Genomic DNA, 20,976 nt, shown 5'->3' with positions numbered 1-20,976 from the left:
TTGCTTTCATTTCGATTAATTGTCGAATTGGAATATCCGCAATAACCTTATGTTCATTAGAGTGTTTAGATCTTTCGTTTAGCAAATTAGTAGTGCTCTACTATATTTTTATTAGGTTTTAATTAATGCAACGAAAAGCAGACAGAGCTACCTATGATGAAACCTGTAAATATCGAATGGAACGTCAATTTAAGGCAGGTGTTCTTTTGCATTGCTAGAGCGTTAGATTCGGTGGGTATTGATGATATCAATCACGGTCATCGTGTTGGATACATGGCGTATTCCTGCGCCAAAGCGATGGAATGGAGTGAGGAGGAGTGCCAATTAGTTTTCTCACTAGGCTTGATCCATGACTGTGGTGTTGCCCAGAAGCGTGATTTCTACAATCTGCTTGAAAACATGCAGCCAGATAATGTTCGTCAACACTGTATGAGAGGTTATGAACTGCTTTCGCATTGCCCCACTTTGTCCCTATTTGCCGATGCGATCTTGTATCACCATACGCCTTGGAAAGACCTGAAGAATGTTGACATTACAGATCGAAATAAACGTTTTGCCGCATTAATCTTTTTGTCAGATCGGATTGATTACCTCAAAGAATTGTACCCCAAAGATCAATTTGGCAATGTAACCCAAGAAGCGCGTAACCAAGTTTGCTTAGAGATTGGGCGTTTAAGTGGAACCTTGTTTGAGCGTGACTTAGTTCGTGAAATGCAGAACTTATTGGAGAAAGAGTTTATTTGGTTCTCCATGGATTATCAGCATGTTGAAGCACTAGGGCAGACTCTTCCATCAACTCCTTTCTTTGAGCAAAAACTTGGGGTTGATGATGTGATGTCGATTGCGATGTTGATGGCGAATATCGTCGATGCCAAAAGCCAATTCACTTTTTACCATTCGCAGAAAGTGGCGGAGATTTGCCAGCGGTTAGCCAAAGAGCTAGGGTTGGATCCTGAGATGCAAAAGGCTCTATATCTGACGGGCTTAGTCCACGACATCGGCAAGCTGCATACGCCAGAAGATATTTTACATAAACCCGGAAAACTCAATGAGAGCGAGTACTTGTGCATTCAGCGTCACTCCACCGATTCTCGCTACATGTTACAAATGATGTTTGGTAACTCAATCATTTGTGAATGGGCAAGCAATCATCATGAGCGGTTGGATGGTTCAGGTTATCCAAGAGGGTTACAAGGTTTAGACATCGATCTACCTTCACGGATCATTGCGGTAGCGGACGTATTTCAAGCGTTAACACAAGCGCGGCCTTATCGTGGGAGAATGTCACTCAAAGAGGTGATGAATATTCTTTCTCATGAAGTCAGTTGTGGACGCCTTGATAACCAAGTGTTTGAAGTGATAGTGCGTAATGACCAAGCGTTTTATGATTTGTCTATTCAGGAAAGTGTCAATGAATGGGTGTCTGTTCATTAGTGTGTATTAGTGACAATCCTAGTGGCTGATTGGGAGCGCAGTCGATTGATGTGGAATAAAAAATCCGGTGCAGGCACCGGATTTTTCTCTCTGTCGTTTCTATTTGTCTTTGGTCATGGCCAGTAAGCCAATCGAGACGATGGCAACGCCAAGGAAACCGGCCAGAATGATAACTGGCATGGCGCTGTAACCTAGCACGTGCCAAAAAATCGATTCAAGAGTACTCATAGTGGATCTCCTTATTGCCAGCCTTCAACACCATGCATGTCGGGTAGGTTATGCGCGATACCTTTATGGCAGTCAACACAGGTTTTCTCGCCAGAGGCCAGTGCCGTAGAGTGCTGTTGTACTGCGCGGCTACTTTGCTCTGAAAAATCCATGTAGTTGAACTGGTGACAGTTTCGACATTCCAACGAATCGTTCTTTTTCAACCGAGCCCACTCACGTTCCGCTAAGTGTGCGCGGCGTGCTTGGAACTTCTCTGGCGTATCGATAGTACCGATAAAGTGTGCCACCAATTCTTTGGAAGCTTGCACTTTACGCACAATTTTATCCGTCCATTCGTGAGGGACATGGCAGTCAGAACAAATTGCACGAACCCCAGAACGGTTTGAATAGTGAATCGTCTCTTGGATTTCGGCCACAATCGGCGCGTGACAGCCTGAGCAAAACTCTTCGCTGTTTGTCGCTTCCATTCCGGTGTTGAAGGCGCCCCAAAATAGCAGGCCGCCCACAAAGCCCATCAGCAAAACCACACCAACGGCGGCTTTACTTGGACGAGACAAACGAAGCCAAAACGCTTTCAGAAATTTCATAAATGGCCTCTTCTCGGTTAACGAAGTGAATCAACACGTTCGAAATCGTTCTCTACCAGCGGTTTAGCATCCGCTTGAGGTACGTGACATTGTAAACAGAAGTAGCGGCGTGGAGAAACGTCTGACAGTACAGCATCTTCACGATTCACAAAGTGAGTCACGCTGATCTTGGTTGCGCCCATTTCTTTTGCGTTTTTCCAACTGTGGCAAGCAAGACACTTGTTGGCGTTCAACGACACTTCATAGTTGCGAATGTTGTGTGGGATCAGTGGTGGTTGGTATACAAAGTCACTTTCTAGCGCTTGTTCACGTGGGTATTTTTTCATTGGATCTGCAGCGCGAGTTGCTTCAATTTCACTCGCCCCACGCAGTGATTCTAGACCACCAATACCGCCTGGATTCTCTAGCGCTGCATGAGCAACACCAGCCAGTACAGTAAACACTGAAAGTAAGACAATGAGTTGTTTTTTCATCGTAAATTCTCCGCCTTGCGGCTTAATACTTGGTCTGGGCTGACGGGCAGCCCAGTGCAATTAGGGTTACGCGACTTTGGTGATCTTAACCGGACACTTCTTGAAGTCAGTCTGCTTCGAGAGTGGGTCGGTCGCATCGAGGATCAACTTGTTGATAAGAATGCGAGCATCAAAGAAAGGCACGAACACCAAGCCTTTTGGCGGCTTATTACGACCGCGAGTTTCCACACGAACTCGAACTTCACCACGCGAGTTGGAAATCAGCACTTCATCGCCACGGCGTAAACCGCGTGCTTGCGCATCTTCATGGTGCATGAAGCACAGTGCATCTGGCACCGCTTTATACAGCTCAGGGACACGACGCGTCATGGTGCCAGTATGCCAGTGTTCCAGCACACGACCTGTACAGAGCCACAAGTCATACTCAGCATTCGGTACTTCTGGTGGTGCTTCGTAAGGAGAGGAGATGATCCACGCTTTACCATCCGGTTTGCCGTAGAAGTCCCAACCTGAACCTGCTTTCGCATAAGGGTCAGAGCCTTCTTTAAAGCGCCACTTAGTCTCTTTACCATCGACAACTGGCCAACGCAGACCGCGAACTTGGTGGTAAACATCGTAAGGCGCTAAATCGTGACCATGGCCGCGCCCGAACTCGGCATACTCTTCAAACAGACCTTTCTGAATGTAGAAGCCAAAGTGGTGTGCATCATCGTTGAGCTCACGAGCTTCGCTAACTGGGAACTTGTCCACCTGACCGTTTTTGAACAGCACGTCATACAGTGTTTTGCCACGGTATTGCGGTGCTTTCGCCAGTAATTCTTCCGGCCACACTTCTTCCACTTTGAAGCGTTTTGAAAACTCAATGACTTGCCATGAATCTGAGTGAGATTCACCCACAGTTTCAACTTGTTGATACCACACTTGGGTACGGCGCTCGGCGTTACCGTAAGCGCCTTCTTTTTCTACCCACATGGCGGTTGGCAAAACAAGATCGGCTGCTTGCGCTGTTACCGTTGGGTAAGCATCAGACACTACGATGAAGTTTTCAGGGTTACGGTAGCCCGGTAGACGCTCAGTATTGATGTTTGGACCGGCTTGCATGTTGTTATTACATTGCACCCAGTAACAGTTCAGTACACCATCTTTGAGCATGCGGTCTTGTTGTACCGCGTGGAAGCCCGGTTTAGGTGGGATAGTGCCTTCAGGCAGTTTCCACACTTTTTCCGCAATCGCGCGGTGTTTAGGGTTAGCCACCACCATGTCTGCTGGCAGACGGTGTGCAAAGGTACCGACTTCACGTGCCGTACCACACGCTGATGGTTGACCGGTCAGTGAGAATGGACTGTTGCCTGGGGTGGCGATTTTGCCAGTAAGCAGGTGCAGGTTGTACACCAAGCTTTGCATCCATACACCGCGAGTATGTTGGTTCATACCCATGGTCCAGAGTGACATCACTTTGGTGTTTGGATCAGCATACTGCTTCGCCAGTGTGATCAGTTTATCCGGTGCCACACCTGAAATTTCTGAGGCTTTTTCAACGGTGTATGGCGCAACCGATTTTTTGTACTCTTCAAACGAAATATCGCTGACATCACCAGAGTTGGGATTTTTCGCCTTTTTCTGCAGTGGGTCATCGTCACGCAGACCGTAACCGATATCCGTTACCGCTTGCTTGAAGTGGGTGTGTTTGTTCACAAAGTCCCAGTTCACCGCATCGTTTTGAATGATGTAGTTGGCGATGAAGTTGGCAATCGCTAAGTCAGACTGTGGATGGAAAATGTAGCCGTGATCTGCCAACTCAAAGGAACGGTGATAGTAAGTGGAGAGCACATTCACTTTGACATGAGGGTGACTTAGGCGGCGGTCAGTGATGCGAGTCCAGAGTACTGGGTGCATTTCCGCCATGTTTGACCCCCAAAGCACAAAAGCATCGGCGTGTTCAAAGTCGTCATAACAGCCCATAGGTTCATCAATACCAAAGGTACGCATGAAGCCCACTACCGCAGAAGCCATACAGTGGCGCGCGTTCGGGTCAATGTTGTTGGAACGGAAACCGGCTTTCATCAGCTTCACTGCGGCGTAACCTTCCATGACTGTCCACTGACCAGAACCGAACATGCCCACGCTGGTTGGGCCTTTGGCTTTTAGTGAGGCTTTCCATTTTTCAGCCATGATGTCAAAAGCAGTATCCCAAGACACAGGAGTAAATTCGCCATCTTTGCTGTATTGACCGTCTTTCATACGCAACAAAGGTGTTTTTAAGCGATCATGCCCGTACATGATTTTTGAGAGGAAGTAGCCCTTAATACAGTTAAGGCCTTTGTTCACGGGGGCTTCAGGGTCACCTTGAGTTGCGACAACGCGACCATCTTGGGTACCGACCAGCACAGAGCAACCAGTACCACAAAAACGACAAGGCGCTTTGTCCCAATGAATAGCGGTTTGATCGGAGCTAGCGATCAAGTTGGTGGCAGAAGCGGGGAGGGTGATCCCTGCAACCGCCGCAGCTGAGGCGGCTGCGTTTGCTTTCACAAACGCACGTCTGGTCATTTTCATACATTACCCTCGAGTTCAGAAAAGGTATTTCCTGTGTGTAATATTTCCTTCCTACAGAGTGCCGTCACGACATCGGCGACAGGCTACTCAGCAGTTTGGCTATAGTTCTTCTTCCGTTGCAGTCTCTACCTGATGGAAAACCAAAAAAGCGTTAAGTACATTAGGAAGATTATTTATGTGTTCAATCGTTTCGGTGATGAAGCCTTGACGATCGGTTTCAATCACCACGACGAGTTTGCCTTGCGGATCTTCGCCGTAAATTTCCACGTCACGCAGTTCGCTCACTTGCTGTTTTACGGTGAGTAGATGCTCTGGCAAGGTGTGAACCACCAAGCTGGAGATGTGTACTTCATGCAGTGAAGCTACAGGTTGTGGCATATTGCTCTCCAATTTATCCACACCGTCTAAGCGATGTTATGAGTATAGTGAACCGTCATTGCGTTGCTTGGGCAAACTGAAACACAAGCACCGCAACCCGAACAGTTTTGCGAGTTCACTTGTGGGCTCGCGGTACGGCCAATTTGCAAAGCAAAATGGATGGCCTCTTCTGGGCAAGCATCCTGACAAGAGCGGCACTCAACTTGGTTATGTGCCAAGCACTGGCTCGCGATTTCAACGGACGCTTGCCATGGCTCTTCACTTTGCGGCAGAAAAAGCGGTTCCGGACAGCTCTGCGCGCACTGGTAACAAAACGTGCACTCATCAATCGAAAAGTTGACGGAGGGGAAACCCCCATCACCTTTTTCGATGATGTGGGTTTCACACGCTTCAACGCATTTTCCGCAACGTGTGCACTCATCAATAAATGCTTGTGGACGTGCAATCCAAGGCAGTCGGACTTGGCGTTGGTTTTGTTGACGGCCAAGGGCAAACCAACGTCGTTTGGTTAAATCAACCATATTTTTCTCCGTGCCTGTTCACAATCTGCCACATTTCCATACACAAATTGTAGTTTTTGACATATTTGTATAAATACCTCTTAGGGGGTAATTGGGGTGGTGGATTGTTTTGGATCAATAAATTAACCTGCTCGTTTCGGATAGTGTAGCCCTAAAGAGGTGGAACCTTGGTTACCAATGAGAGAGAAACCGCGTTGTCTAGTCCGGTACGCAAGTCATTAACTCGCACGATGGCGAAAGCCATGTTGCTGATTTTATTTTTATCCGCGCTGACGACAGGGGTCGCGATTGTGACGCTGGCTTCTTCACTTAATGACGCGGAGGCGGTTAACGTTTCTGGCTCAATGCGTATGCAAAGCTATCGACTGGCGTATGACATTCAGGCTCAATCGAAAGATTACAAAGCGCACATTTATCTGTTCGAAAATTCGCTCTATTCACCTTCCATGTTGGCGCTGCTGGATTGGACAGTGCCGGGTGACATCCAGCACGATTACTACCAGTTAATCGAACGTTGGCATCAATTAAAAAAGGTGCTCAATAGCGACCAAAATGCCGATTATCTTCGCCAAGTTGCGCCATTTGTCGGCTTGGTGGATAGTTTTGTACTCAAGCTGCAGCGATTCTCGGAGCGTAAATTAATTGCTCTGGCGGCGGTCGGCAGCTTTGGTTTGGGTGGTATTTTTGCCGTCTCGTTGTTTGTGGTTTATTACATCCGTGAGGAAGTGGTGCGGCCTTTAAATGCGATGGTGGCTGCCAGTGAGAAGATTAAAAACCGTATTTTTGAAGTCTCGCTGGATGAAACCAGCAGCACAGAAATGGGTATTTTGACCCGTACCTTTAACAGCATGGCGGGGGATCTTGGCAAGTTGTATCGCGGGTTAGAACATGCGGTGAATGAGAAAACGTATAAGCTGCAAACGGCCAACCAATCATTGCAAGTTTTGTATCACTCTTCGCAAGAATTGACGGCGTCTCGGATTACGGCGAGTAATTTTCAAACCATATTACGTCATTGGGTGGCGGTTGAGGGGATCAACGCCCTGCGTTTAGAAATTGAAGAAGAAGCAGGAAAGCCATTGATTCTACAAGAAGGCAAGCCGAGCGGTGAGACTATGCTACAAACCCCTCTGACGCTCGATGGTCGTCATCTTGGCTATCTCTACTGGGACGCAAGCGCGGCAGGGCCGGATCGCGCTTTGATTGATAACTTTGCGATGATTTTATCGCGTGCCATTTACTACAATCAGTCGCAGCGCCAAGCCGAGCAACTGCTTTTAATGGAGGAGCGGGCAACCATAGCGCGTGAGCTGCATGATTCGTTGGCGCAGTCGCTCTCTTATTTAAAAATTCAATTAACCCTGCTGAAACGCTCGGTGATGCCGTTAAAACCTTGTGGTGATTTGAGTAAGACGGAAAATATTATCAGCGAGATCGATAAAGGTCTGTCGGATGCTTACACTCAGTTGCGAGAGTTGCTAACCACCTTTCGCCTAACCTTAAGTGAGGGCAGTTTTGGTCAGTCATTACTGGGAATGTTGACTCAACTCTCAAGCCAAACTGAAGCTAAAATTGAACTCAATAACGCGCTTTCTTCAATTGCGCTGGATGCTCATCAGCAAGTACATTTAGTGCAGTTGATCCGTGAGGCAACGATCAACGCGATCAAGCATGCACAAGCGACAAAGATTACGGTGAATTGTCACGAGCAACAAGGGGCAGTCAGAGTGACAATTGAAGATGACGGGGTCGGTTTCGACCCACAAGATCACAAGCTCAACCATTATGGTATGAGCATTATGCAAGAACGTGCCGCCCGCTTGCGCGGTGAATTAAAGGTTGAATCCGCTCTAGGTAAAGGCTGCAAAGTGGTGCTGACTTATCAGCAGGGCGAGGAGAAAAATAAGAATGAGTTGTAGAGTCCTTTTGGTGGATGATCACCCGCTGATGCGCCGTGGTATTAATCAACTGTTGAGTTTTGAAGAGGAATTTGAAGTCGTTGCCGAAGCTGGCAATGGGGCAGAGGCCATAGCTCTGGCACATGATCTGCAACCGGAGTTGATTCTGCTCGATCTCAATATGAAAGGTATGTCGGGATTGGATACGCTGACGGCGCTACGCACCGATGAGTGTGATGCTTATGTGGTGATCCTGACGGTTTCAGATAGCGCGGCGGATATTGAAGCGCTAGTGAAAGCGGGGGCTGATGGCTATCTGCTCAAAGATACGGAACCAGACCAGCTTGTGGCGTTACTAAAACAAGCCATGAGAGGTGAAAAAGCTTTTAGTGAATCCGTAGAGCGCTACCTATTAAATCGCGATGACGCGAGCAATCCTTTTGAAGCGCTAACGGAACGCGAAATGCAGATTATGTCGGAAGTCGCGAAAGGGTATCGCAATCGACAAATTGCTGATCGCCTGTTTATTTCCGAATCCACGGTGAAAGTGCATATGAAAAGCTTACTGAAAAAGCTTGATGTGCCTTCGCGAACCGCCGCAACGATTCTTTATCTAGAACGTTTTGCCACCTCATAGTGGGATCTTTCCCCAAAGTGGTCTAGGTAGATGGGTATATACTGATGAGTATGATGACTCGAACTCGGATGACATAGGGGAAAGTGATGCTCTCAATCTTTGATATTTTCAAAATTGGTGTTGGTCCATCCAGCTCGCATACTAATGGGCCGATGATCGCAGGTTATCGCTTTGTGCAACGGCTATTGCCCCAGTTAGACAAAGTTGAACGTATACAGGTGGATCTCTACGGGTCACTATCTCTAACGGGCAAAGGGCACCATACCGATCGTGCGAGCTTGCTTGGCCTAATGGGGAATCAACCTGCCACTATCAAGATTGCTGAAGCCAATCAGGCTCTACGTGAAGCACTGCAGTTTGGTAAGCTGAACCTGAACGGTGAGCATGATATTGCCTTTGATTACTACCAAGACCTTCTCTTTCATTCTGAAAACCTGCCATTGCATGAAAATGGTATGACGCTGAGTGCGTTTGATTCTCAAGGGCAACAGATTGATTTTGAAACTTATTATTCTGTTGGGGGCGGATTTGTTGCTACTGCTGAGCAACTGCAAAATGGTACAGCCAGCGCCGATGTTTCCGTCACTTATCCTTTCCTCAGTGCTGATGAAATGCTGCGTCAAGCCGAAAATCATGGTTTGAGTATTGGAGGGATGATCCTGCGCAATGAACTGGCTTTTCAAGAGATGGCGGTGATTGATGCCAAGGCCGACCAGATCTGGCAAGTGATGAGTCAATGTATGGAGCGCGGCTTTGCGACTGAAGGTATTTTAGACGGAGGATTGAGTGTTACTCGCCGTGCGCCGAGTTTACTTAAAAAGCTAGAAGCCAACGCCGCGATTGAAAACGATCCGATGGAAGTGATGGATTGGATAAACCTGTTTGCCTTTGCCGTCAGTGAAGAAAATGCCGCCGGTGGGCAAGTGGTGACATCGCCAACCAACGGCGCTGCGGGTGTAATTCCCGCTGTTTTGATGTACTACCACCGTTTCATTAAGGCGCTCGATACCAAGCAGCTCAAGGATTTCCTTGCGGTGTCTGGTGCAATAGGCATTTTGTACAAAACCAATGCGTCGATTTCAGGCGCTGAAGTGGGGTGCCAAGGAGAAGTAGGAGTTTCTTCCTCCATGGCGGCGGCGGGCTTAACCGCTTTGCGTGGCGGCAGTAATGAGCAAATCTGCATGGCGGCGGAAATTGCCATGGAACACTCATTGGGTATGACATGCGATCCAATTGGCGGGCTAGTGCAAGTCCCTTGCATTGAGCGTAATGCGATGGGGGCTGTGAAAGCGATTAATGCATCGCGCATGGCGTTAAAGCGCACCAGTAAATGTCTGATATCACTCGACAAGGTGATTGAAACCATGTACCAAACCGGGAAAGACATGAATAAGAAATACCGCGAAACGTCATTAGGTGGGCTGGCGCTTATTCATCTTGCGCCACCTTGTGAATAATCCAGAATCGGAAATGTTTTACGAGTTGCTCATGTGACTGAAAAAGAAAAGGGCGTGATTTCACGCCCTTTTGAATTTTGGTCATGACACGGGCAATTAAGCGTGCATAGGTACCAGAACCATAGTGCCGATGATAACGGTCACAAGACCCAGTAAAACAGGAACAGAAGTACGTTTTACTACTTCGAATGGGCTGATTTTACCCATACCTGCCGTTGCAACCACTACGCCTGAAACCGGAGAAATGGTACGACCGAGGTTAGATGCTTGCAGCATTGGGATGATCAAGAACGCTGGGCTCAGACCCATTTTCGCAGCCAATGCTGGCGCGAGCTCGACAAATGCATAGAAAGGCGCGTTACCAGAACCGGTAGCAATAGCGGCTGCTACGGTTAAACCAGTGAGGATCAGCATCAGCGCAATACCACCAGCGCCCGCCACTTCTGCTAAGTGCAGTAGGTTGTCAATCGCGCCGATAGACATCAAACCTTGTGCAAAAACCCCCGCCGCGACTAACAGCATCACCACGCCTTTAAAGGCATCGGCCATACCAGCGTAACAGGCTTCCAGATCTTCCAAGATACTTGGCATCACTACGTAGCAAAAAATCTTTTTCGTTACGGCGTAAATTGAGTAGCCTTACTTCCAGTTTGTCGACTTGGTTGATGGCTTTGTTGAGTTCATCGCTAGTGTGGGCAAATTCAGAAGTGGTAAAAAAAATGGCAATGGCCCCTAAAACGGCTAAGCTGCCCAAGGTATAAAGTTTATTCCTAATGTTCATAGCGTTACCTATTTATTATTATGACTACAACAGACAGCGACTTTAGGTGTCTGAGTGTAAATGTGCTGCAGTGTACTGAGAATATCGAAACTAGCAATACCAGTGACATTTATATCTCCAGTAGCATACCACGCATTAATGATAGTTCTATTACAAATAATTGGTGAGAATGTGTTGAGTGTCAATCTAAACTCTTATCAAGGGTTCATCTTTGATATGGATGGAACCTTGCTTGATACCATGCCGGCCCATTTAGCTGCATGGAAATTAACCGCCGAGCATTTTGGCTTTCCCTTTGATCCTCAGTGGATATATTCATTAGGTGGAATGCCGAGTGCCAAAATCACGATGCATATCAACCAAAAACTAGGCTTAACACTCGATCCTGAACAAGTCGCAGGATACAAAATGGATGTATTTGCCAGTATTGGAACACAGGCTGAAGTGATTCCAGCAACCTATGATCTGCTGTGTCAGTGGTATGGTAAGAAGAAAATGGCAATTGGGACGGGGAGTCAGCGTGACAGCGCTCTGCGTTTGCTGAGTTCTGCACAGGTGTTAGAAAAGTTTGATGCCGTAGTTACAGCAACGGATGTGCAAGAACACAAACCGCACCCAGAAACATTCTTGACGGCCTGTGAGTTGATGGAATTAACACCCAAACAGTGTTTGGTTTTTGAAGATACTCAATTAGGGTTGCAAGCCGCGCATGACGGTGGAATGGATTGTGTGTTAGTGACCGAACAAGGACTCGTGTTTTATCCCTTACCGTCCTAAAACAAAAAGCTGCCGCGGCAGCTTTTTCGTATATTGGATAAGTTGAAAGCATTGGCTTAGTTATTCGATGGCCAACAATTCCACTTCAAAAATCAGTACGGCAGAGGGGGGAATAGGACCCGCCCCATTTTTCCCGTAACCCAAATTACTTGGAATATAGAAACGCGTTTTTTCACCCACCACCATCAATTGCACGCCTTCTTGCCAACCTTTGATCACCTGATTCAGGCCAAAACTGATTGGCTCACCACGTTCAACAGAACTGTCAAACACTGTGCCATCCAGAAGTTCGCCATGATAATGCACTTTCACTCGGCTTTTTGGCCCAGGGTGCTCTGTACCCGTACCGGCTTGAAGCACTTCGTATTGCAAACCGCTATCCGTGGTGATGACATTCTCACGTTGGCCATTTTCGGCCAGAAATTGCTGGCCAGAAGAAAAGTTCACATCCGCAGCTTTGTGATTTGTCCATGTACGATAAATCATGAAGCCAGCGAGCAGAAACACAACTAAGGGAATAATAATTTTAGACATAAAGCTTTTAGCGTCCTTTAACAGCGATACCGTACCCGCTTAAACCTACTGTTGCCAGCTTGGTTAGAGTATGCAACTCAACGGGAGTAAAGAATGAGGGACATTCTAGCGATGGATTATGTGATGGCAAGCAACCTATTTGTAAATTGTTGTTGATAGACAATAAAGTTTTTCAAAAAGTGCCGATAAAATAAGGGAGTCTAATGGCTGGGTGTTTAATATGAAGTTCTGGGTTGTGTGCATAGTGTTTTTACTGACAGGGTGTGGTTCACTCGCGACCGACCGTATGTTTAATGACAATTTGCTTGATGTTGCCCCCAAAGGTGATTTTGATGTAAGACACCCAGAATGGGGAAATGCACCACAGCAAGAGGTGACGGGTAAATCAACCGCATCTCGTGAATTGTCCCGAATGGATCACTCTAGCTATGCTGACTTGCGCCAATTTTTGCTGAGTAATGGCATTGCCCATGAAGTGGTTCCTGGTGACTACCCCATGATCAAGGTGAGTAATACCATCCGGTTTGAAACGGGCTCTGCGAAAGTCTCGGCATCGTCAAAACGCTGGTTGGATTCTATGGCTCGATTCTTAGCATCGGAATCTGGCATTGATATCGTACTGGAAGGGCATACCGATAACACTGGTGCGGAACGATTCAATGATAAATTATCGGAAAGACGGGCAAGCGCAGTAAAAACGGTCCTAGTACAAAGCCGAGTTGCACAAAATGCCATTTACACTCGTGGGTTTGGCGAAAGCGTTCCTGCTTGCACGAATAGCACAGTAAAAGGGCGTGCTTGTAACCGCCGTGTGGAAGTGCGTTTTATCCTTTCTTCTAATTAGTGCTCATCAAATTTGTCTTTATATTGAGACGCTATGGAAAACAATCAGAAGTTCTAAAGTGGCGGAGGTTCATAGCATGAGTCTCCGCTTTTTAACATTTTCTAAGTATTAACCTTACTAATTTTGATGTAATTCACGTTTGCGTATTTCATCTGGTTTATAAGATTGAGTTTTTGATAGCAAATGTGCAACATTTGCGTCCATAAAAAATAACCATAAAAGAATGCGCAAGAATGCCAGTTTATTCAGCCACTTCTCAACAAGAAATCCTTCTTAATGACCACGAACAATTGGTTTCCACCACTGATCTAAAAGGCGTTATTACCTATTGCAATGAGACCTTTTGCCGTATTGCGGGTTTCCAAGTCGATGAACTTTTGGGACAAAATCACAACATAGTCCGTCATGCTTCTATGCCGAAAGCAGCATTTGCCGACATGTGGCAACACTTAAAGCAGGGGAATGCGTGGCGAGGGATAGTGAAAAACCGTACCAAATCAGGAGGCTATTATTGGGTTGATGCGTATGTTACCCCAATTTATCAACAAGGTAAGATTGCGGGTTACCAATCGGTACGAGTGAAAGCGCAAAGAGAGTGGGTTGATATGGCAGCTAAAGCGTATCAAGCGCTGCTGTCTGCGGAAAAAGCGGGTAAACAGTTTCAGCTTAAACTCAACACTTCATTGCGCTATGCGCTTTTGCTCGGCGCATTAATGTCACCGGCATTGGCGCACGGGTTCAATGTCAGTGAAGGGTGGCAATGGCTGGCGAGTTTACTGCCCGTTGGCGTTTTAGCTTTATTGTTCCGTCAAGAGTTACTGCATACCCCGCATCAGTTGAAACAATTACAGAGCGAATATGACAGTATCAGTCGGCTGATTTATTCGGGTTCTGACTCGTTTTCTGTGGCGGATTATCATTTGAAAATGGCTTCAGCACGTATTCGCACCATACTTGGCAGAATGATGGATTCTGCATGTCCACTCGGTCAACTTGCTAACCAACTGCATTCGACCACTCAAGAAGTGCATCAAGCACTGGCACTGCAGGACAACAACATACGTGCAGTAACGCAAGCTACCGATGAAGTGGAAAATTCCGCAGAGCAGGTATCTAGTCACACTGAATCTGCTGATCAACTGATTCATCAAGTGCAGTCACATTGTCATAAAACCAAGCAGAGCATTGAAACCACTCACCGCAATTTAGAGCGATTGGCACAGCAAGCGGAAAATGCAACGTTGACCACGGTTAAATTGAGCGAGCAAGCGCAACAAGTTGGGCTGCTGATGAGTGAAATTGGTGGAATCGCTGAACAGACTAACTTGTTAGCGCTCAATGCTGCAATTGAAGCGGCTCGTGCCGGTGAGCAGGGGCGTGGTTTTGCGGTGGTTGCAGATGAGGTTCGTGCTCTGTCTGGACGTACCCAGCGAGCAACGCAGCAGATCCAAACGAGCATTGATGCGATGTTGAGTACGATTGATGCTTGGCGAAGTGACATTATCACTAGTCGAGATCAAACGGATCACTGTGCAAAAGAAGCCAATACCACTTTGCAACAATTGCGTGACGTAGAGTGTGTGATGGGAGAGATGCAACGCGTGATTGGTGACGTTGCTAATGCAGCAAAACATCAGCGCGTATTGACATCAGAAGTGAATCAGCACGTCCATTCTATTGCTTGTGCCGCCACTCAAAATTTGGCAGCTACCCATACGGTAGAAGAGCTGGCAGTGGCGATGAGTGAGCAAGTTGCAGCGTTTGGGTCGTTAGCCAAGCAGTTTGCGGAGAAATAGACCAAACTCAGTCCATTCTGTCGAGAAATGGCCACATTATGTGGCCATTTTTAGTGATAGATAAGTCACCGCTTTTCGCGATGGTGAGCGTTTTAAACGGTTGCTTGCAGCGTGTTAGATGACAAGGCTTTTTGTTGGAGATAGGCTTCTACTTCGGTCACTACGCTATTATCTTGGCTCAAGCCTAGCTTGCTTCGACGCCAGAAAATATCTTGTGCGTGACGGGCGAATTCGTGATCCCAAAGATAATCCACTTCTCTTTGATAAAGTTCGCCACTAAAGGCGATGCCTAAATCTTCGATACCCGTCACTCCGGCAAGTAATTGTGAGGTACGGCTTCCATAGCTGTGCAGCCAACGCTCAATCACTGACTCAGTAATAAAAGGAAATGCCACAACCAGTTGTTTTTTTAAGGTGGCGTAGTCAAAGTTTTCCCCCCCCGGTAGAGGAGCTTCCGCAGTCCAAGGCGCTTTCATATGCGGGAAGAAAGGGGCGAGGTTCTTCATTGCTGCTTCGCCCAACTTGCGGTAAGTCGTCAGCTTGCCACCGAAAATGGACAGTAGTGGTGCTTCATCCGCTTGCTGATCCAGTGACAAGGTGTAATCACGAGTAATGGCTTGTGGTGAGTTAGACTCATCATCGCACAGTGGGCGCACCCCGCTAAACTCGGCAACAATGTCTGAACGCGCAATTTCGCGCATAAAATGCTTATTGACGACGGAAATCAAATAATCCCGCTCTGCATCGGTGATCGCTACTTTTCTTGGGTCACCCTTGTATTCCACATCTGTAGTGCCAATCATCGAAAATTGATCTAAGTAAGGGATGACAAATACAATCCGTTTATCTTCATTTTGCAGAATATAGGCTTGTGGCTCATCGTGAAGTCGCGGCACGATAATGTGTGAACCTTGAATTAATCGAATGCCGTAAGGGGAACTGACCTGAGCATTCTCGTTTAAAAATTGTTTTACCCAAGGACCTGCTGCATTCACCAGTGCATGACTACGGCGCTCAAAGCGCTGCTGAGTTAACTCATCAAGTAAGGTTACGTGCCATAAATCGCCTATACGCTTGGCTTTTTCTACTGTGCAGTAGTTCAGCACTTCCGCGCCTTGTTCTTGAGCTTGCATAGCGTTGAGGATCACCAAGCGCGCATCATCAACCCAGCAATCGGAATATTCAAAGCCAATTTGCATTTCAGGTTTGGTTACAGTACCTGCTTTGAGAGTGATTTTGTGACTGGCTGGTAGGGAGGTGCGTTTGCCCAAATTGTCATAAAGAAATAGGCCTGCGCGGATCATCCATGCTGGGCGCAAGAAAGGACGATGTGGCAAACGAAAACGCATTGGTGTCACAATATGCGGCGCTTTTTTGAGTAGCACTTCGCGCTCCGCCAGCGCTTCACTGACCAAGCGAAATTCGTAATGTTCTAAATAACGTAAACCGCCATGCACCAGTTTTGAGCTAGCAGAGGATGTCGCACTAGCGAAGTCTTTGGCATCGTATAAACCCACCTTAAGCCCTCGGCCTGAAGCATCCGCGGCGATACCAGCGCCATTAATGCCGCCACCAACAATTATTACATCGAGCACTTCATCTTGGGAAAAACGTGTTGAGCGAGCATTCATTTTCTTTCTCCGAGCTTAATTGTTTTCGTTTTTGTTCTTTAATGTTCGTATGAAAGCATTAAATAGGTCAATAGAGCAATAGTTGCTGTGTAAAATTTGATCTTAATCATAAATGAAAGCGGATTTTCATTTTCAAACGACAAAGAAAAGACACAGAAAAATGTGGTAGGCGAATGCGAGGGAATAAAAAAGCCCACCAGTGAATGGTGGGCTTAGGGAGAAATGCATGAAAAGCTTATTTCACGAACACGTCTTTGAAATCGCGCTTCAGAATTGGGTCGCGGCGTGCTTTTTTGATCTGCTTAACCATGTCTTTGACACAGTTGCCCAGCACTTGGTCGAGAAGTTGAGCGCGGTACGCGTCTTTATCTTCTTCGCTCATGTCTTTAGGAAGGTTCAGTGTTGGGAACTCTTCCATCACATTTAGGCCTGCAAATGCTTGGCTTACCGAGATCAGCGCGTGGAACTGCTCAAAGTTATCCAGAATGTTTTGCGCACTCGCTGGCAGTGAATCCCATGCCTCACGAACCACTTCTTCAGAGACTTCATGGATTGAAGTCACCATATGGAACATGGCTTCAGGCACCTGATCAAACTCTAGAACCTGACGCAGTTCAGGAGAGATGGATTCTAGATCCACTTTTGGTGTTTCGGTTTGGTTTGTCTCAGACATGGAAAATTCTCATTTGAGTAAAAAACGCCATGCTAAAAACTTATCTCAAAATGTCAATACAACAGCGGCAAATTGCTGTTTTGCGCACGTTTATCGCTTCTTTTACCACCAATAGTCGTTGTCTGAGCGACATTTTTTGGAGGGCGTGAGCGATTTTTTGCGCATTTTATTGCGCAATGAAATTTTAATTGAACAGATACGGTCTAGAGTAATAGGTAGAGTGAATAATTATGATGGATTGATTGATGGAGTTAGCGTTAAGCCAATGGATTTCAGCACATAGCAGCTCACCGCTGTGGGTATTTGTTGGCATCGTTTTACTTTCGTATTTATTAGAAGACGTAGCGATAGTGACGGCGGCTGGTTTAGCCAGTCAACACCTCACCTCATTGCCTTTAGCCCTAATGGCTGTGTTTGTGGGTATTGCAACAGGGGATGTCGCCTTATATTACCTTGGACGTTACTGCCGCTATTTTCGCACGGTTCGCTATCGTTTATTGACTAACCCTTATTTTCGAATTGTACGGCGCCGGTTATTACAAAGACCGTTTGTTAACCTATTTTTTATTCGATTTATTCCTGGGCTACGAACCGTGGGCTTTACTTTAAGTGGTTATGTTGCTCTACCACTACAATTGTTTATGACGGCAGTGCTGATCGCGACTGCATTGTGGACGATATTGGTTTTTTTTGCCGTTTACCAATTAGGCAGTCAGGCTTGGTTTCAAGCCAGTGAATATCGCTGGTGGTGGCTGTCGATATTCGTTTTGTGTTTACTGGGTTTTAATCGCGTATTCAGTGCCAAAGTTATTAAGGAAATAGCATGACCGCCTTCTCTTCTGTTTCTTACATCGCGGACAATAAAGTTAATGCAGGAATGCCACTATTAGAGGTGGATACGGAGCGGGTGATTTCGCCATTCGAGTTTTTGCCAAGTTGGTTTTTTTATACTCCCGTAGTGCTGCAAAGTTTAGTGCAAGGCTTGTATTACCGAGATTGGCGTCTGCCTCTGGTCGCAAACCCTAGCATTCGCTTAAGTGGCATGGTCGGGGAGTCCAAACACGATATTTTGAGCCTTGCTGGGGACAACGCTCGCCGTTGGATATCACCATTTATCACTTGTACAGTGAGCGAGCGGCCAGTCCAAGAGCAGCTTGATCTGATTGCTGAGCGTTTGGCGCAAGCCGAACTGAATTATCCCTTGGTAGCAAAACCTGATTTAGGTTGCCGTGGCGTTGGCGTGAAACTCATTCATAACTCTGTGCAGCTTAGTGATTATCTGCATCGATTCCCTTCACAAGCCCGTTTTCTTTTGCAGCAAAAAGCACCGTACCGTGCCGAGGCGGGTATTTTTTACGTGCGTTTTCCTGGCGATGCGCATGGTCAAATCATCTCGATGACCCTGAAATACGCACCGAGTGTGGTGGGAGATGGAATGCGCACTTTGCGTGAGTTGATTCTGGCTTGCCCACGAGCGGGACAGCTGGCACATCTCTATTTACCTCGCCATCCCGAACGGCTTGATTGGGTGGTTCCTGCTGGTGAAGAGTTTCAATTGGCATTTGCGGGCAGTCATAGCCGTGGCTCGATTTTCCGCAATGGTAATCGCTACATCACGCAGGCACTTGTGCATCAACTTGATGCGATATTCGATGATTTCCCTGGATTTCACTACGGTCGATTGGATGTGAAATTCAGCAATATAGATGCACTGATGCGCGGTGAGGAGTTCACCATTTTGGAAGTCAATGGTGCGAGCAGCGAAGCGGCGCACATTTGGGATCGTGAAACACCACTGCATGAAATTTTTTCCACGTTGCTTAAGCAATACCGAATTCTATACGCGATTGGTGCGGAGCAGAAAAAACGCGGTCACACTCCACCGAGCTTACGTGCACTACTACAAGCTTGGAAGGAAGAAAAACAGTTGATTAAGCACTATCCGGAAACCGACTAATTCAAACCGCAATTCAGAAACTACGGACTAAAAATGCATAACCAGAAACAAAATTCATTGAAGGGGACTTTATGTTTGCTGTGACAACCTTAGCCCAACCATACCGTTACTCAGCTGCCATTCATGGTTGCCTTGAAACGCTAGAGCAGGGACGTGATTTTCTCAATACGATTCAAGATGAGCACTACACTTACCTTGCAGAACCGTATGTCAGTAGCAGTATTGGCCAACATTTTCGTCACTGGTTAGATATTTTCCATGCGCTGCGTGCGGCGCCTGAGACGGTGGATTATAACCAGCGTCGCCGCGGCCATCCGGTGGAGTCTTCTCGTCAAGTGGCATTAAATGAAATTGATGGTTTGATTGCGTGGCTGGAATCGGAAAATGGGCTTACTCCAACGCTAGAGATTGATGTGGTGACAGAGGTTTCTTTATCGCAAACCGAAAGTTGCACCTTTCACTCCACCTTGGAGCGTGAATTGGCGTTTGCTGCGCTGCATGCCAACCACCATTTTGCGATGGCTAAAGTGGTGACCAGTCTGCTTGAATTAGACACCGCTAGTACCTTTGGTTTAGCGCCGGCTACGGCCACCTTTTTACGAGGTAACGCATAATGTGCTCCGTCACTTGGTATTTAAGTGATACTGGTTATCAGGTGTTTTTCAATCGAGATGAGCAAAAAAGCCGTGCATTAGCGCTGCCACCTGCTTTGTACGAGCTGCAAGGCGCTTCGGTATTGATGCCTCTTGATCCACAAGGTCATGGCAGTTGGATCGCCGTGAATGAGTTTGGGTTGTCGATCTGTTTGCTCAATAATTATCAAGGAAAAGTCCCCTCTGGGCAGTTGATCAGTCGCGGTTTATTGCTCAAATCCCTTGCAGGGCTGGCCACTGTTGAACAGGTGACTCTCGCGTTTGAGGCGATGAATTTGTCTCATTTCGCCCCTCTCACTTTATTGGCTTTTGATCCTCTGCTCACCAAGCAGCACGGAGATGTATTGGCTTACGCTTGGGATGGTGAGCAATTTGCGTATGGTGCGACATCATCACCGCTCTTTTCTTCGGGAGTGGCGCTTGCAGAAGTGCAGCGCTATCGCACTCAGATTTATCAGCAAATGATGGCTGATGGGGTGACACCAGAAAAGCTGTTGGCATTTCATTGTCATCAGCATCCACAATTTTCGCATCTCTCAGTGGCTATGCAGCGAGAGGATGCCCATACCGTGAGTTTTACTCATATTAAGGTCAGTTCTGGGCACCAAGTGATGAGTTATATCTCTGGCCGACCCACACAACTGGCAGAGCAGATATTGCAACATCAGCAATATCCACTTCCTCAATTGATTTCGCTTGTATCGTAAGGAGTTCGCTATGAAATATTGGTTAGGTTTAATTCTATTTTTCGTGAGTACACTGGGCATGGCTCAGGATCAGATTTACACCGGAATTTTCAGTAATAAAGCGTTGGATGGCTACGATACCGTCGCTTATTTCACTGAAAACAAACCTGTAAAAGGGCTGCCACAATTTAAGACCGAGTACAAAGGTGCAGAGTGGTTTTTCGCCTCTCAGCAAAATCTCGATTCGTTTGTCAGCGATCCTGAAAAGTATGCCCCACAATTTGGCGGTTACTGTGCTTGGGCGGTATCAGAAAAAAATGATTTTGCCCCAGGAGATCCACAATATTGGGCGATTGAGGACGGTAAACTTTATCTAAACTACGATAAAAAAATCAAAGGGTTGTGGGATAAAGATCGCACACATCATATCGTTCAAGCCAACAAAAACTGGCCGGCGTTAATCGGTAAGGAGTAA

21 protein-coding genes and 2 pseudogenes are annotated in these 20,976 nt (G+C 46.8%); 12 read left to right on the top strand and 11 right to left on the bottom strand.

The genetic code is table 11. The annotated features are described in order from the left end of the window. The first annotated feature begins 156 nt into the window (after positions 1-156). Positions 157-1,434, top strand: coding sequence for an HD-GYP domain-containing protein (locus VOA_RS06420; RefSeq protein WP_032468349.1), 1,278 nt, complete (start codon positions 157-159; stop codon positions 1,432-1,434). Between the two features lie 99 nt (positions 1,435-1,533). Here VOA_RS06420 and VOA_RS06425 read toward each other — a convergent pair whose 3' ends face one another. The 6 genes from VOA_RS06425 to napF all read right to left on the bottom strand — a co-directional run bounded on the left by VOA_RS06425 (position 1,534) and on the right by napF (position 6,177). Beyond that, positions 1,534-1,662, bottom strand: coding sequence for a TIGR02808 family protein (locus tag VOA_RS06425; RefSeq protein ID WP_000105478.1), 129 nt, complete (start codon positions 1,660-1,662; stop codon positions 1,534-1,536). 11 nt (positions 1,663-1,673) lie between these two features. Next, positions 1,674-2,249, bottom strand: a complete 576-nt coding sequence (locus tag VOA_RS06430) for a NapC/NirT family cytochrome c (RefSeq protein ID WP_000670281.1) — start codon at positions 2,247-2,249, stop codon at positions 1,674-1,676. A gap of 17 nt (positions 2,250-2,266) precedes the next feature. Beyond that, entirely contained in the window at positions 2,267-2,722 is a 456-nt protein-coding gene (locus VOA_RS06435) for a nitrate reductase cytochrome c-type subunit (protein ID WP_000744392.1), read from the bottom strand. Between the two features lie 66 nt (positions 2,723-2,788). Further along, positions 2,789-5,278, bottom strand: a complete 2,490-nt coding sequence (gene napA / locus VOA_RS06440) for a periplasmic nitrate reductase subunit alpha (protein WP_000784562.1) — start codon at positions 5,276-5,278, stop codon at positions 2,789-2,791. Between the two features lie 99 nt (positions 5,279-5,377). Next, complete coding sequence (locus VOA_RS06445) at positions 5,378-5,656, bottom strand: chaperone NapD (RefSeq protein ID WP_009356050.1); 279 nt, start codon at positions 5,654-5,656, stop codon at positions 5,378-5,380. A gap of 26 nt (positions 5,657-5,682) precedes the next feature. Further along, a complete protein-coding gene (napF, locus tag VOA_RS06450) occupies positions 5,683-6,177 on the bottom strand; it encodes a ferredoxin-type protein NapF (RefSeq protein ID WP_000228081.1) in 495 nt (164 codons plus the stop codon). Between the two features lie 230 nt (positions 6,178-6,407). Here napF and narQ point away from each other — a divergent pair, with 230 nt between their 5' ends. From narQ to VOA_RS06465, 3 genes are all read left to right on the top strand, one after another. Further along, positions 6,408-8,096 carry a nitrate/nitrite two-component system sensor histidine kinase NarQ gene (gene narQ / locus VOA_RS06455; protein WP_050413496.1) on the top strand — a complete coding sequence of 563 codons (1,689 nt, stop codon included), beginning with the start codon at positions 6,408-6,410 and terminating at the stop codon, positions 8,094-8,096. Continuing rightward, on the top strand, positions 8,086-8,712 hold the full coding sequence (locus tag VOA_RS06460) for a response regulator (RefSeq protein WP_001277854.1): 627 nt from the start codon (positions 8,086-8,088) through the stop codon (positions 8,710-8,712). The genes narQ and VOA_RS06460 overlap by 11 nt, the downstream gene beginning before the upstream one ends. 86 nt (positions 8,713-8,798) lie before the next feature. Then, positions 8,799-10,169, top strand: a complete 1,371-nt coding sequence (locus VOA_RS06465) for an L-serine ammonia-lyase (protein ID WP_000948683.1) — start codon at positions 8,799-8,801, stop codon at positions 10,167-10,169. Between the two features lie 96 nt (positions 10,170-10,265). On the opposite strand, the pseudogene dcuC reads toward VOA_RS06465, so the two are convergent. Further along, positions 10,266-10,748 (bottom strand): annotated as a pseudogene (dcuC, locus tag VOA_RS06470) (C4-dicarboxylate transporter DcuC); the annotation flags it as partial. Then, a pseudogene (locus VOA_RS19625) lies at positions 10,747-10,950 on the bottom strand (methyl-accepting chemotaxis protein); the annotation flags it as partial. The pseudogenes dcuC and VOA_RS19625, both read right to left, overlap by 2 nt. A 138-nt stretch (positions 10,951-11,088) precedes the next feature. Here VOA_RS19625 and VOA_RS06475 point away from each other — a divergent pair. Continuing rightward, on the top strand, positions 11,089-11,727 hold the full coding sequence (locus VOA_RS06475) for a beta-phosphoglucomutase family hydrolase (protein ID WP_083806567.1): 639 nt from the start codon (positions 11,089-11,091) through the stop codon (positions 11,725-11,727). Between the two features lie 60 nt (positions 11,728-11,787). Here VOA_RS06475 and VOA_RS06480 read toward each other — a convergent pair whose 3' ends face one another. Continuing rightward, positions 11,788-12,261 (bottom strand): FKBP-type peptidyl-prolyl cis-trans isomerase, encoded by a 474-nt coding sequence (locus VOA_RS06480; protein ID WP_000034753.1) that lies wholly within the window; start codon positions 12,259-12,261, stop codon positions 11,788-11,790. Between the two features lie 220 nt (positions 12,262-12,481). Between VOA_RS06480 and VOA_RS06485 the strand changes: the two genes are divergently transcribed. Beyond that, positions 12,482-13,105, top strand: coding sequence for an OmpA family protein (locus VOA_RS06485; RefSeq protein WP_000675199.1), 624 nt, complete (start codon positions 12,482-12,484; stop codon positions 13,103-13,105). Between the two features lie 233 nt (positions 13,106-13,338). Then, positions 13,339-14,901, top strand: coding sequence for a methyl-accepting chemotaxis protein (locus tag VOA_RS06490; protein ID WP_001145742.1), 1,563 nt, complete (start codon positions 13,339-13,341; stop codon positions 14,899-14,901). A 92-nt stretch (positions 14,902-14,993) separates the two neighbouring features. Here the strand turns inward: VOA_RS06490 and glpD are convergent, their stop codons facing one another. Both glpD and VOA_RS06500 read right to left on the bottom strand, forming a co-directional pair. Then, a complete protein-coding gene (glpD, locus tag VOA_RS06495) occupies positions 14,994-16,532 on the bottom strand; it encodes a glycerol-3-phosphate dehydrogenase (RefSeq protein WP_000994103.1) in 1,539 nt (512 codons plus the stop codon). 235 nt (positions 16,533-16,767) lie between these two features. Continuing rightward, positions 16,768-17,205 (bottom strand): DUF3069 domain-containing protein, encoded by a 438-nt coding sequence (locus tag VOA_RS06500; protein ID WP_000005279.1) that lies wholly within the window; start codon positions 17,203-17,205, stop codon positions 16,768-16,770. A 245-nt stretch (positions 17,206-17,450) separates the two neighbouring features. Here VOA_RS06500 and VOA_RS06505 point away from each other — a divergent pair, with 245 nt between their 5' ends. The 5 genes from VOA_RS06505 (at position 17,451) to VOA_RS06525 (ending at position 20,976) form a co-directional block, all read left to right on the top strand. Continuing rightward, positions 17,451-18,032 carry a DedA family protein gene (locus VOA_RS06505; protein WP_000417701.1) on the top strand — a complete coding sequence of 194 codons (582 nt, stop codon included), beginning with the start codon at positions 17,451-17,453 and terminating at the stop codon, positions 18,030-18,032. Continuing rightward, the gene (locus VOA_RS06510; RefSeq protein WP_000123668.1) at positions 18,029-19,162 is read left to right on the top strand and encodes a hypothetical protein; all 1,134 of its coding nucleotides are present in this window, start codon (positions 18,029-18,031) and stop codon (positions 19,160-19,162) included. Before VOA_RS06505 ends, VOA_RS06510 begins: the two co-directional genes overlap by 4 nt. Positions 19,163-19,233: 71 nt before the next feature. Then, a complete protein-coding gene (locus VOA_RS06515; RefSeq protein ID WP_000458432.1) occupies positions 19,234-19,776 on the top strand; it encodes a hypothetical protein in 543 nt (180 codons plus the stop codon). Beyond that, on the top strand, positions 19,776-20,522 hold the full coding sequence (locus VOA_RS06520) for an NRDE family protein (RefSeq protein WP_000337295.1): 747 nt from the start codon (positions 19,776-19,778) through the stop codon (positions 20,520-20,522). The genes VOA_RS06515 and VOA_RS06520 overlap by 1 nt, the downstream gene beginning before the upstream one ends. A 10-nt stretch (positions 20,523-20,532) precedes the next feature. Beyond that, positions 20,533-20,976 carry a YHS domain-containing (seleno)protein gene (locus VOA_RS06525; RefSeq protein ID WP_000878553.1) on the top strand — a complete coding sequence of 148 codons (444 nt, stop codon included), beginning with the start codon at positions 20,533-20,535 and terminating at the stop codon, positions 20,974-20,976.

It is taken from the genome of Vibrio sp. RC586 (assembly GCF_000176715.1).
GTDB lineage: Bacteria > Pseudomonadota > Gammaproteobacteria > Enterobacterales > Vibrionaceae > Vibrio.
The sequence above is the reverse complement of the archived record's forward strand: the minus strand, read 5'-3'. Positions and strand labels throughout refer to the sequence as shown.

What these genes read in the sequence shown, in the direction of transcription:
- VOA_RS06420 (WP_032468349.1), top strand. Translation starts at nt 157, where the DNA reads ATGAAACCTGTAAATATCGAATGGAACGTCAATTTAAGGCAGGTGTTC.
- VOA_RS06425 (WP_000105478.1), bottom strand. Translation starts at nt 1,662, where the DNA reads ATGAGTACTCTTGAATCGATTTTTTGGCACGTGCTAGGTTACAGCGCC.
- VOA_RS06430 (WP_000670281.1), bottom strand. Translation starts at nt 2,249, where the DNA reads ATGAAATTTCTGAAAGCGTTTTGGCTTCGTTTGTCTCGTCCAAGTAAA.
- VOA_RS06435 (WP_000744392.1), bottom strand. Translation starts at nt 2,722, where the DNA reads ATGAAAAAACAACTCATTGTCTTACTTTCAGTGTTTACTGTACTGGCT.
- napA (WP_000784562.1), bottom strand. Translation starts at nt 5,278, where the DNA reads ATGAAAATGACCAGACGTGCGTTTGTGAAAGCAAACGCAGCCGCCTCA.
- VOA_RS06445 (WP_009356050.1), bottom strand. Translation starts at nt 5,656, where the DNA reads ATGCCACAACCTGTAGCTTCACTGCATGAAGTACACATCTCCAGCTTG.
- napF (WP_000228081.1), bottom strand. Translation starts at nt 6,177, where the DNA reads ATGGTTGATTTAACCAAACGACGTTGGTTTGCCCTTGGCCGTCAACAA.
- narQ (WP_050413496.1), top strand. Translation starts at nt 6,408, where the DNA reads ATGGCGAAAGCCATGTTGCTGATTTTATTTTTATCCGCGCTGACGACA.
- VOA_RS06460 (WP_001277854.1), top strand. Translation starts at nt 8,086, where the DNA reads ATGAGTTGTAGAGTCCTTTTGGTGGATGATCACCCGCTGATGCGCCGT.
- VOA_RS06465 (WP_000948683.1), top strand. Translation starts at nt 8,799, where the DNA reads ATGCTCTCAATCTTTGATATTTTCAAAATTGGTGTTGGTCCATCCAGC.
- VOA_RS06475 (WP_083806567.1), top strand. Translation starts at nt 11,089, where the DNA reads ATGATAGTTCTATTACAAATAATTGGTGAGAATGTGTTGAGTGTCAAT.
- VOA_RS06480 (WP_000034753.1), bottom strand. Translation starts at nt 12,261, where the DNA reads ATGTCTAAAATTATTATTCCCTTAGTTGTGTTTCTGCTCGCTGGCTTC.
- VOA_RS06485 (WP_000675199.1), top strand. Translation starts at nt 12,482, where the DNA reads ATGAAGTTCTGGGTTGTGTGCATAGTGTTTTTACTGACAGGGTGTGGT.
- VOA_RS06490 (WP_001145742.1), top strand. Translation starts at nt 13,339, where the DNA reads ATGCCAGTTTATTCAGCCACTTCTCAACAAGAAATCCTTCTTAATGAC.
- glpD (WP_000994103.1), bottom strand. Translation starts at nt 16,532, where the DNA reads ATGAATGCTCGCTCAACACGTTTTTCCCAAGATGAAGTGCTCGATGTA.
- VOA_RS06500 (WP_000005279.1), bottom strand. Translation starts at nt 17,205, where the DNA reads ATGTCTGAGACAAACCAAACCGAAACACCAAAAGTGGATCTAGAATCC.
- VOA_RS06505 (WP_000417701.1), top strand. Translation starts at nt 17,451, where the DNA reads ATGGAGTTAGCGTTAAGCCAATGGATTTCAGCACATAGCAGCTCACCG.
- VOA_RS06510 (WP_000123668.1), top strand. Translation starts at nt 18,029, where the DNA reads ATGACCGCCTTCTCTTCTGTTTCTTACATCGCGGACAATAAAGTTAAT.
- VOA_RS06515 (WP_000458432.1), top strand. Translation starts at nt 19,234, where the DNA reads ATGTTTGCTGTGACAACCTTAGCCCAACCATACCGTTACTCAGCTGCC.
- VOA_RS06520 (WP_000337295.1), top strand. Translation starts at nt 19,776, where the DNA reads ATGTGCTCCGTCACTTGGTATTTAAGTGATACTGGTTATCAGGTGTTT.
- VOA_RS06525 (WP_000878553.1), top strand. Translation starts at nt 20,533, where the DNA reads ATGAAATATTGGTTAGGTTTAATTCTATTTTTCGTGAGTACACTGGGC.